This is a genomic window from Micromonospora phytophila (genome assembly GCF_023656545.1).
GTDB lineage: Bacteria > Actinomycetota > Actinomycetes > Mycobacteriales > Micromonosporaceae > Micromonospora > Micromonospora phytophila.
On record NZ_JAMOKF010000198.1, the window covers coordinates 1 to 10,319 of the forward strand.

At 71.9% G+C, this 10,319-nt stretch carries 10 protein-coding genes; 9 read left to right on the forward strand and 1 reads right to left on the reverse strand.

From position 1 onward, the window contains the following. The 9 genes from NCC78_RS20915 to NCC78_RS20955 all read left to right on the forward strand — a co-directional run. On the forward strand, window positions 1-738 hold a 738-nt coding region (locus NCC78_RS20915), incomplete at its 5' end, for a hypothetical protein (RefSeq protein ID WP_250796442.1). Window positions 739-784: 46 nt separating this feature from the next. Then, window positions 785-1,126: a hypothetical protein gene (locus NCC78_RS20920; protein ID WP_250796443.1), complete on the forward strand. Its 342-nt coding sequence runs from the start codon at window positions 785-787 to the stop codon at window positions 1,124-1,126. A 276-nt stretch (window positions 1,127-1,402) separates the two neighbouring features. Then, entirely contained in the window at window positions 1,403-2,470 is a 1,068-nt protein-coding gene (locus tag NCC78_RS20925) for a BMP family lipoprotein (protein ID WP_250796450.1), read from the forward strand. A gap of 263 nt (window positions 2,471-2,733) precedes the next feature. Continuing rightward, window positions 2,734-4,281: an ABC transporter ATP-binding protein gene (locus tag NCC78_RS20930; protein ID WP_308220928.1), complete on the forward strand. Its 1,548-nt coding sequence runs from the start codon at window positions 2,734-2,736 to the stop codon at window positions 4,279-4,281. Continuing rightward, on the forward strand, window positions 4,278-5,609 hold the full coding sequence (locus NCC78_RS20935; protein ID WP_250796444.1) for an ABC transporter permease: 1,332 nt from the start codon (window positions 4,278-4,280) through the stop codon (window positions 5,607-5,609). Before NCC78_RS20930 ends, NCC78_RS20935 begins: the two co-directional genes overlap by 4 nt. 3 nt (window positions 5,610-5,612) lie before the next feature. Next, window positions 5,613-6,893, forward strand: coding sequence for an ABC transporter permease (locus NCC78_RS20940; RefSeq protein WP_250796445.1), 1,281 nt, complete (start codon window positions 5,613-5,615; stop codon window positions 6,891-6,893). 14 nt (window positions 6,894-6,907) lie between these two features. Beyond that, complete coding sequence (locus NCC78_RS20945; protein ID WP_250796447.1) at window positions 6,908-7,612, forward strand: cytidine deaminase; 705 nt, start codon at window positions 6,908-6,910, stop codon at window positions 7,610-7,612. Window positions 7,613-7,749: 137 nt separating this feature from the next. After that, a complete protein-coding gene (locus tag NCC78_RS20950; protein ID WP_250796448.1) occupies window positions 7,750-9,030 on the forward strand; it encodes a thymidine phosphorylase in 1,281 nt (426 codons plus the stop codon). 108 nt (window positions 9,031-9,138) lie between these two features. After that, window positions 9,139-9,819 carry a DUF4272 domain-containing protein gene (locus NCC78_RS20955; RefSeq protein WP_250796449.1) on the forward strand — a complete coding sequence of 227 codons (681 nt, stop codon included), beginning with the start codon at window positions 9,139-9,141 and terminating at the stop codon, window positions 9,817-9,819. Between the two features lie 22 nt (window positions 9,820-9,841). On the opposite strand, the gene NCC78_RS20960 is transcribed toward NCC78_RS20955, so the two are convergent. Further along, a partial coding sequence (locus NCC78_RS20960) for a class I SAM-dependent methyltransferase (RefSeq protein WP_504920621.1) occupies window positions 9,842-10,319 on the reverse strand: 478 nt, incomplete at its 5' end.

Genomic DNA, 10,319 nt, shown 5'->3' on the forward strand with positions numbered 1-10,319 from the left:
GAGGTGTACGCCGCCTTCGTCGCCGGCCCCGACGGCGTTGCCCTGCACACCGCGCCGGCGGCGAGCCCGACGGTCACCGCGCTGCTCACCGAGGCCGCCGCCCAGCTCGCCGCCGGCCGGCCGGTGCCGGTGGTCGAGGTGGTCCCCGCCGACCCCGACGACCCGCGCGGCGCGGGGTTCGCCGCCGGCTTCCTGCCCTTCGCGATGGCCAGCATGCTCGCGGGCGTGCTGCTCGTCCTGCTGCTCACCGGCTCGGTGGCCCGGCTGGTCGGGCTCACCGCCTACGGCCTGCTCGCCGGGGCGGTCGGGGTGGCGGTGCTGCACGGCTGGCTCGGTGTGATCGACGGGAACCCGCTGGCGGAGACGGGCGCGATCGGGCTCTTCGCGCTGGCCGCGGCGGCCACCGTGGCGGGGCTCGGCGCGCTGCTCGGCCAGCCCGGGCTCGGGCTGGGCGCGCTGCTGGTCTTCCTGGTCGGCAACCCGCTCTCCGCGGTCAGCGCCGCCCCCGAGCTGCTGCCCAAGCCGTGGGGCGCGGTCGGCCAGTTCCTGCCGGTGGGAGCGGGCGGCACCCTGCTCCGCTCGGTGGCCTTCTTCGACGGCGCCGGCGCCGGCCGCGCCCTCGCCGTCCTCGCCGGGTACGCCCTGGTCGGTCTCGCCCTGGTGCTGCTGGCCCGCCCTCGGCCCACGGCTGCCGCCGGCCGCAGCGAGGAAGTCCGGGCGGGCGTCGGCGTGGCCTGAGACTCCCCCTACTACGAACCGTCGTTGATGGGGGAGGATGGGGTCCGTGGAAGCTCTGAGACTGATACTCCTCTACGTCCATCTGATCGGTTTCGCGCTGCTCCTCGGCGGCGCGGTCGCCCAGTACGTCAACGGGCGGTTGCGGATCAACCCGGCCATGCTCTGGGGGTCGGTGATCGGTCTGCTCACCGGCATCGGCCTCGCCGCGCCGCTGCGCGAGGGAGACGAGCCGTCCCCGGCGAAGCTTGTTACCAAGTTGGTGCTCGCGCTGCTGATCTTTGTCATGGTCTTCTTCTCCCGGAAGCGGGACGTGGTCAACCGCGGCCACTTCCTCGCCATCGTCGGGCTGACCCTGGTCAACGCGGCGGTTGCGGTCTTCTGGCGGTAACGTCCCCGATAGGGGACCGGCCCCGGAAACTGGACGTACGAGACGCCTCGGCGCTCGCCTACCAGCACGCAGAGTGATCTGCCCCACCCAAGGGTTACGTAGGGATAACAGGCGCTCAACAGTCGTGCACGATTGGCGGCCGGTGGGTGGGCGCGGGCGTACGCTCCCGTCCGTAACGTGGGACGCCGGCGGCACAGCGCAGGCCGGCTCAAGGGCTGCCACCGTGCAGGACGCGGTGTGCAATGGGAAGGAGACGTCTTGCGCTCGGTGCGTGGGATGCGGATCGCCTCGGTGCTCGCGGTGGGTGGGCTCGTGCTGAGCGCCGCCGCGTGTGGTGAGGCTCCCGATGAGAACAACAACGCCGGCAGTGGCGACAAGAAGTACAGCGCCTGCATGGTGACCGACGTCGGCGGCATTGACGACAAGTCGTTCAACACCTCGGCCTGGAAGGGCCTGCAGGAGGCCAAGAAGGCCAACGACAACATCGACATCAAGTACGTCGCGTCGAAGGCCGAGGCGGACTACGAGGTCAACCTGACCCAGTACGTCAACCAGAAGTGCGACTTCATCCTGGCCGTCGGTGGCCTGATGGGTGACGCCACCGGCAAGATCGCCAAGGCGAACCCGAACCAGCAGTTCGGCATCGTCGACGCGAAGCTGCCGGAGAACACCAACGTCTACCCGATGCAGTTCGACACCGCCCAGGCCGGCTTCCTCGCCGGTTACCTGGCCGCGGGCATGACCAAGAGCGGCACGGTGGGCACCTACGGCGGCCTGCCGATCCCGCCGGTGACCATCTTCATGGACGGCTACGCCGACGGCGTGGCCCACTTCAACAAGACGAAGAACAAGACCGTCAAGGTCGTCGGCTGGGACAAGGCCGCCCAGAAGGGCTCCTTCACCAACGACTTCGTCAAGCAGGACGAGGGCAAGAAGGTCAGCGACGCGCTGGTCGCCCAGGGCGCCGACATCATCATGCCGGTCGCCGGCGGCTCCGGCCTCGGCACCACCGGCGCGGCCAAGGCGTCGGGCGGCAAGTACAACACCATCTGGGTGGACGTCGACGGCTGCGAGAGCACCCCGGACTGCCCGGCGATCATCACCACCGTGGTGAAGAACATCCCGGACGCCGTCAAGGAGGCCGTCGTCAAGGCCGCCAACGGCGAGAAGCTCTCGTCGACCCCGGGCTACCTGGGCACCCTGGCCAACAACGGTGTCTCGCTCGCCCCGTACCACGACTTCGACAGCAAGGTTCCGGCCGAGCTCAAGGCCGAGGTCGACAAGCTGAAGGCGGACATCGCCGCCGGTACCGTCACCGTCACCTCCAAGGCCCAGCCGAAGTGACGCTCCGCCGGCCGCTCCCGGTGAGACGATCACCGAGGTAGGCCGGCGGGCGGTACGCACGACGATCCGGCCGCTCCGGCGCCGCGGGCAACCACCCGCGGTGGCCGGGGCGGCCGATCCGCTCCACCGACGACCCGCCCCACGCGGCGGGCCGCCCACCGGCGGCTACGCTGCACCATCGCTTCGCACTCCAGGAGGTTGCGCTGAGACTCGAACTGCGCGGCATCACCAAGCGGTTCGGTGATCTGGTCGCCAACGATCACATCGACCTGACGGTGGAGCCTGGAGAGATTCACGCCCTGCTCGGCGAGAACGGCGCGGGCAAGTCGACCCTGATGAACGTGCTCTACGGGCTCTACCAGCCCGACGAGGGCGAGATCCTGGTCGACGGGCAGCCGCTGAAGCTGAAGGGCCCGTCGGACGCGATCGCGGCCGGGATCGGCATGGTGCACCAGCACTTCATGCTGGTGCCGGTCTTCACGGTCGCGGAGAACATCATGCTCGGCGCCGAGCAGGTCAAGGGCGGCCTGGCCGGCTTCCTCGACCGCCGGCGCGCCCGGCGCGAGGTCGCCGAGGTCTCCGAGCGCTACAACCTGCGGGTCGACCCGGACGCGGTGATCGAGGACCTGCCGGTCGGCATCCAGCAGCGGGTGGAGATCGTCAAGGCGCTCACCCGCGACGTCGACCTGCTGATCCTCGACGAGCCCACCGCGGTGCTCACCCCGCAGGAGACCGAGGAACTGCTCACCGTCATGCGGTCGCTCAAGGCCGCCGGCAAGTCGATCGTCTTCATCACCCACAAGCTCGGCGAGGTCAAGGCCATCGCCGACCGGATCACCGTGATCCGGCGCGGCAAGACCGTCGGCACCGCGTCGCCCGAGGCGAGCCGGGACGAGCTGGCCGCGCTGATGGTCGGCCGCAGCGTCCGACTCACCGTGGACAAGGTCCCCGCCACGCCCGGCAGGCCGGTGCTGGAGGTCTCCGGCCTGGTCGTCGACGACGACCGGCACATCCGCGCGGTCGACGGCGTCGACCTGACCGTGCACGCCGGCGAGGTGCTCGGCGTCGCGGGCGTGCAGGGCAACGGCCAGACCGAGCTGATCGAGGCGATCATGGGTCTGCGCCCGACGCTCGCCGGCACGGTCACGCTCGACGGCCAGCCGGTCCACGGCTGGTCCACCAAGAAGGTGCTCCGCGCCGGCGTCGGCTACGTGCCCGAGGACCGCAGCGTCGACGGCCTGGTCAAGGAGTTCTCCGTCGCGGAGAACCTGGTGCTCGACATCTACGACCGGCCGCCCTTCGGCAAGGGCCTGGCGCTCAAGCCCGACGCCATCGCCACCTCGGCGAAGGAGCGCATCGAGCAGTTCGACGTCCGGACCTCCTCGGCCGAGGCGCCGGTGGGCACCCTCTCCGGCGGCAACCAGCAGAAGGTGATCGTGGCCCGGGAGCTGTCCCGGCCGCTGAAGCTCTTCATCGCCGCCCAGCCGACCCGCGGCGTCGACGTCGGCTCCATCGAGTTCATCCACAGCCGGGTCATCCGCGAGCGGGACGTCGGCACGGCCGTCATGGTGGTCTCCAGCGAACTCGACGAGGTGATCGGGCTGGCCGACCGGATCGCGGTGATGTACCGCGGCCGGGTCATCGGCATCGTCGGCCCGGACACCCCGCGCGAGGAGATCGGCCTGCTGATGGCCGGCATCACCCCCGACGCGGCTCCCGCCGGCGGCGCGACCGCCCCGGGCGCGGCGGCGACGGACGGCGGCACGGCGGCCCCGGCCGCCGGGGGCCCTGCAAACGAGGACGAGGCATGACCAACCCGAACCCCCCGTCGGGCTCCCCGGACAAGGAGCCGGCGACCGAGCCGCAGGCCGCCCGTACGGCGCTCGGCAACACCGAGCGCGCCGAGTCGGCGACCACGCCCCGACGCCCGGCCCCGGACCAGAAGCCCTCGCTGGGTCGGCTGTTCCTAGACAACCTCTGGGCCGCCAACACCTTCACGGTGACCCTGCTGTCGCTGGTACTGGCGATGATCGTCGGCGCGGTGCTGATGATCGTCTCCGACCCGGAGGTGCTCGCCACCTACAGCTACATCACCGCCCGGCCGGCCGACGCCTTCAGCGCCAGCTGGACGCTGGTCAGCGAGGCGTACGGGAACCTGTTCAAGGGAGCCGTCTTCGACCCCGACGCGGTCGGCTTCACCGCGGCGCTGAGCCCGATCTCCGAGACGCTCACCTACACCGCGCCGCTGGTCTTCACCGGCCTGTCGGTGGCGCTGGCCTTCCGGGGCGGCCTGTTCAACATCGGCGCCCAGGGCCAGGCCACCATGGGCGTCATCCTGGCCGCGCTGGCCGGCTTCCTGATCCCGCTGCCCGCGGGGCTGCACCTGCTCGTCGCGGTGCTCGCCGGCGCGCTGGGCGGGGCGATCTGGGGTTTCATCCCCGGCATCCTCAAGGCGCGTACCGGCGCCCACGAGGTGATCAACACGATCATGCTCAACTACATCGCGGTCTACTTCCTGACCTGGCTGATCGTGCAGAACGGCGTGCAGGACCCGAACCGCACCGACGCGATCAGCCGGCCGGTGGACCCGTCGGCCCAACTGCCCCGGCTGCTCGGCGACAACCTGCGGGTGCACGCCGGGATCATCCTGGCCGTGCTGGCCACCTGGGCGGTGGCCTGGCTGCTGAACCGCTCCACGCTCGGCTTCGAGCTGCGCGCGGTCGGCGCCAACCCGGACGCCGCCCGCACCGCCGGCATCAGCGTCACCCGTACGTACGTCCTGGTCATGGTCTTCGCCGGGGTGCTGGCCGGCCTCGGCGGCTCCAACATGGTGCTCGGCTCCACCGCCAGCGCGCTGACCCCGCTGGTGGTCGCCCAGATCGGCTTCGACGGCATCCTGGTGGCGCTGCTCGGCCGGGTGAAGCCGTGGGGCGTGGCGCTGGCCGCGCTCCTCTTCGGCGCGCTTCAGGCCGGCGGCAACCGGATGCAGTCGTACTCCGGGATCTCGCTGGAGCTCGTCACCGTGCTCCAGGCGCTGATCGTCATCTTCATCGCCGCGCCCGCCCTGGTGAAGGCGATCTTCCAGCTCCGGGCCGCGCGGGCGGCCCGGTTGCAGACGAGCCTGGCGAAGGGCTGGTAACTCATGTCCACCATGGCTGTCGAAGACGTCGCGGTCGCCCCGGTCGACGAGGGGTTCTGGACCCGTACCCGCAAGGTCGGCGCCGTGCTGCTCGGGCTCGGCCTGCTCGCGGCGGTGCTCTTCGGGGCGCTCGCCACCGGCGAGCAGGCCCGGTTCACCCTCAGCGAGGATTCCGCCGGCGCCGCGCTGAAGATCAACGGCACCTTCGGCGCGATCCTCTTCGGGATCATCACGACCGCCGCCGGGGCCGCCATGCTCGCCGGGCTGCCGAAGCGCTGGTTCACCCTGGTGCTCGGGGTCGGCCTGGTCGCGTTCGTGCTGTCGTTCCTCTGCTGGCAGGTCTCGGCCGCGCCCGCCGGGCAGAACTTCATGCCGCTGGTCAACATCCTCCGGGGCACCTTCATCCTGGCCCTGCCGCTGATCTTCGGCGCGCTGGCCGGCGTGCTCTGCGAGCGCTCCGGCGTGGTCAACGTGGCCATCGAGGGGCAGCTGCTGATGGGCGCCTTCAGCGGCGCGCTCTTCGGCAGCATCACCGGCAACGTCTGGGTGGGCCTGGTCGCCGCGGCGATCGGCGGCGCGTTCATCTCACTGCTGCTGGCCGTCTTCGCGATCCGCTACCTGGTCGACCAGGTGGTCATGGGCATCGTGCTCAACCTGCTCGCGGTGGGCGTCACCGGCTTTCTCTACGAGCGGCTGATGCAGACCGACGCGGAGAAGTACAACAGCGCGCCCCGGTTCAGCAGCTGGGAGATCCCGCTGCTGTCGGACATCCCGGTGCTCGGCCCGGCGCTGTTCAGCGGCAACCTCTTCCTCTACCTCGGGCTGCTGCTGGTCCTGGTGATCCACATCGCGCTGTTCCGCACCCGGTGGGGGCTGCGCACCCGGTCCGTGGGCGAGCACCCGACCGCCGCGGACACCCTCGGCGTCAAGGTGCTGCGGCTGCGCTACCGCAACGTGCTGCTCGCCGGCGTGGTCGCCGGCATCGGTGGCGCCTCGTACACCCTGGCGCTCTACTCGTTCACCAAGAACATGATCGGTGGCAAGGGCTTCATCGCCCTGGCCGCGCTGATCTTCGGCCGGTGGAGCCCGACGGGCGCGCTGCTGGCGGCGCTCTTCTTCGGCTTCGCCGACCAGCTCGCCACCTACCTGGGCGCAATCAACAGCGTGATCCCGAGCCAGTTCCTGGCCATGCTGCCCTACCTGGCGACGATCCTGGCGGTGGCCGGGCTGGTCGGCCGGGTCCGGGCGCCGGCCGCCGACGGCAAGCCGTACATCAAGGGCTGACGGGAGAGCGGGACATGGAGATCGACTGGGAGCGGCTGCGGGCCGCCGCCACCGAGGTGATGCGGCACGCGTACGTCCCGTACTCGAAGTTCCCGGTCGGGGCGGCCGCGCTGGTCGACGACGGCCGGGTGGTGGTCGGCTGCAACGTGGAGAACGCCGGGTACGGCGTCACCCTCTGCGCCGAGTGCGGGGTGGTCTCCTCCCTGCACGCCACCGGCGGCGGGCGGCTGGTCGCGCTCTCCTGCGTCGACGCCACCGGTGAGCCGCTGATGCCCTGCGGCCGGTGCCGGCAACTGCTCTGGGAGCAGGGCGGCCCGGAGTGCCTGATCGAGGCCAAGGGCGGCCCGCTGCGGATGGCCGAGCTGCTGCCGCACGCCTTCGACGTGGCCGACCTGGAGGCGGTGACCGGGGAGCACCCGGTGCCCGTGGTGCCCGAGCGGGTCGCCGCCTGGCGGGGGCGGGGCACGGTCTTCGTGCACCCCGACCTCAGCGCCGGACAGCAGGTCTGGACGGCCTACTGGGAGCGGTCCGCCGGGGACACCGACGACGCCGAGACCGGCGTGCTGGAGGAGGGCCCGAGCTGGGACGACCCGGCCGAGGCGGTCACCTGGGGGTTGGCGCGTACGCCCCGGGTGGTGGTGGTCGACGCGACCGGCACCATCTTCTGGGCCGGCGAGGGCGAGCCGCCGATGGAGATACCGACTCGCTGGGGTGGTTGAGCTTTAGGGCTGGGGCCGACCGTGACCGGCTCCGGGCGGTCAGGCTTGATCCCTCCGCCGGTCACGGTCGGCCCCAGCCCTCGGTGGTCGCGGGCCGCGTGTCGGTATCCGCCATGACGACGAGGAAAAATCATCTGATGAGTGAGTTTGCGGCGGTTGATGTCATTCGGGGGAAGCGGGACGGGGGTGTGCTCTCCGACGCGCAGATCGACTGGGTGGTCGACGCGTACACCCGGGGGGTGGTGGCCGACGAGCAGATGTCGGCGCTGGCCATGGCCATCCTGCTGAACGGCATGACGCCGGCGGAGATCGCCCGGTGGACCGCCGCGATGATCGCCAGCGGCGAGCGGCTCGACCTCTCCGCCGTGCGGCGGCCGACCGTGGACAAGCACTCCACCGGCGGCGTCGGCGACAAGATCACCCTGCCGCTGACCCCGCTCGTCGCGGCCTGCGGCGGCGCGGTGCCGCAGCTGAGCGGGCGCGGGCTCGGGCACACCGGCGGCACGCTGGACAAGCTGGAGTCGATTCCGGGCTGGCGGGCCACGCTGAGCAACGACGAGTTCATCGCTCAGCTCCGCGACGTGGGCGCGGTGATCTGCGCCGCCGGCGAGGGGCTCGCCCCCGCCGACCGCAAGCTGTACGCGCTGCGTGACGTGACCGGCACCGTGGAGGCCATCCCGCTGATCGCCAGCTCGATCATGAGCAAGAAGATCGCCGAGGGCACCGGCGCGCTGGTGCTCGACGTGAAGGTCGGCTCCGGCGCGTTCATGAAGTCCGTCGAGCAGGCCCGTGAGCTGGCCCGGACCATGGTCGAGCTGGGCGGCGCGCACGGCGTGCGGACCGTCGCCCTGCTCACCGACATGTCCACCCCGCTCGGCCTGACCATCGGCAACGCGGTCGAGGTGACCGAGTCGGTGGAGGTGCTGGCCGGTGGCGGCCCCGCCGACGTGGTCGAGCTGACCCTGGCGCTGGCTCGGGAGATGCTCGCCGCCGCCGGCCTGCCCGACGCCGACCCCGAGGCCGCGCTGCGCGACGGGCGGGCGATGGACTCCTGGCGGTCGATGATCCGGGCGCAGGGCGGCGACCCGGACGCCCCGATGCCGACCGCACCCGAGGTCGAGGTGGTCCGCGCCGAGGCGGACGGGTTCGTTGAGTCGGTCGACGCGTACGCCATGGGGGTGGCCGCGTGGCGGCTCGGCGCCGGGCGGGCCCGCAAGGAGGACCCGGTCAGCGTGCCGGCGGGAGTCGTGCTGCACAAGCGTCCGGGTGACCCGGTGCGGACCGGTGAGCCCCTCTACGAGCTGCGCGCCGAGCAGGCCGCGCGGATCCCGGCGGCGCTGGCGGAGGCCGCCCGGGCGGTGCGGATCTCGCCGGTCGCGCCCGCCGCGACGCCGCTGGTGATCGAGCGGATCGGCTGACCCCGCCGGTCGTCGGGGCGACGTGGTGCCGGTCACCTCGGACCGCTATCCTCCCAGGCCAGGGGGACAACCGGCGCCGAGTCGTCGCGAGCAGACAGGATTTTCGCCGTGACCGTACCTGCCCCCGATCCGCGGGAGGTGCGTGAGGCGAGCCTGGACGAGTTGTCCCGGCTGCGTCTCCCGCTGCCGCCGCCCCAGTTCCCCCTCGTGTGGGAGCCCGGCGACGAGATCGAGCTGCGCCCCACCGTCGAGATCGAGGCGCGGATCGCCGTGCTGCACCTGATCCTGGCGCGCTGCTTCGGGATGCCACCGCAGGCGGCAATGAGCTGGCTGCTCAGCTCGCACCTGGTCGAGATGGTCACCCCGCCGGAGTTCCAGTTCGTCACTGGGGGCAAGGGCGACCACCGGTCGTTCGTGCTGCACCACGACGCGCTCTTCGCGCTGGCCTGGGTGCTGGGCCTCACCAAGCAGCTCGACCCGACGGTGCCGGTGGACGATCGGCTGGTGGAGCGGATGCCCCACATCCACAGCGCGGAGACCTTCGGCCAGTGGCGCTCCCGGATCCTCGCCGCCCCGCAGCATCCCGCCGACGCGGCGGCCCTGCTGGATCTGCACTACTGCCTGGACTGGGCGTACCTGGAGACGGAGCGGTCCGGCCGGACGCCGCCCGGCCTGGTGGACGCGAACGCGATCGGGCAGCGCCGCTGGGCGCTGGAGTGGGCGGTGATCCTGCGCGGGCCCTACCACGACGAGCCCCCCGGCTGGGAAGAGGTGGACCTCTCCACCTGAGTTAGCGGCCGGTCCACCTGAGCTAGCGCGGCCGGTGCACACCGAGCTGGATCGCCACGGTCACCCGGACCGGTTCGCCGAGCGCGGCGATCCGGGCGGCGAGCCCGGCCGGGTCGGTGTGCCAGGCGCTCGGGCCCATCTCCACCACCGTCGCCACCTCCGGCCCGGTCAGCGCCAGTTCCCGCCGGTGCACGCTCGACGACACCTGCGTGAAGTGCCCGCCCAGGCTCTCGGCGACCCGGTCCGCCTTCGCTGGGTCCACGCGGAGCAGGCCCAGCGCGCCGACCAGCTCGGCGAGATGCTCCTCGGCCGGGGTCACCACCAGCAGCGTGCCGGCCGGGTCGAGGATCCGGTGGAACTCCGCGCCGTTGCGCGGGGCGAAGACGTTCAGCAGCACGCCGGTGGAGGCGTCGGCCAGCGGCAGCCGCTGCCAGGTGTCGGCCAGCGCCGCCGCCGCGCGGGGGTGGGCGCGGGCCGCCCGGCGCAGCGCCGGCTTCGAC

Bases quoted from the DNA above. Each gene is read 5' to 3' on its own strand.
- NCC78_RS20925 (WP_250796450.1), top strand. From the start codon at position 1,403: ATGCGGATCGCCTCGGTGCTCGCGGTGGGTGGGCTCGTGCTGAGCGCC.
- NCC78_RS20935 (WP_250796444.1), top strand. From the start codon at position 4,278: ATGACCAACCCGAACCCCCCGTCGGGCTCCCCGGACAAGGAGCCGGCG.
- NCC78_RS20940 (WP_250796445.1), top strand. From the start codon at position 5,613: ATGTCCACCATGGCTGTCGAAGACGTCGCGGTCGCCCCGGTCGACGAG.
- NCC78_RS20945 (WP_250796447.1), top strand. From the start codon at position 6,908: ATGGAGATCGACTGGGAGCGGCTGCGGGCCGCCGCCACCGAGGTGATG.
- NCC78_RS20950 (WP_250796448.1), top strand. From the start codon at position 7,750: ATGAGTGAGTTTGCGGCGGTTGATGTCATTCGGGGGAAGCGGGACGGG.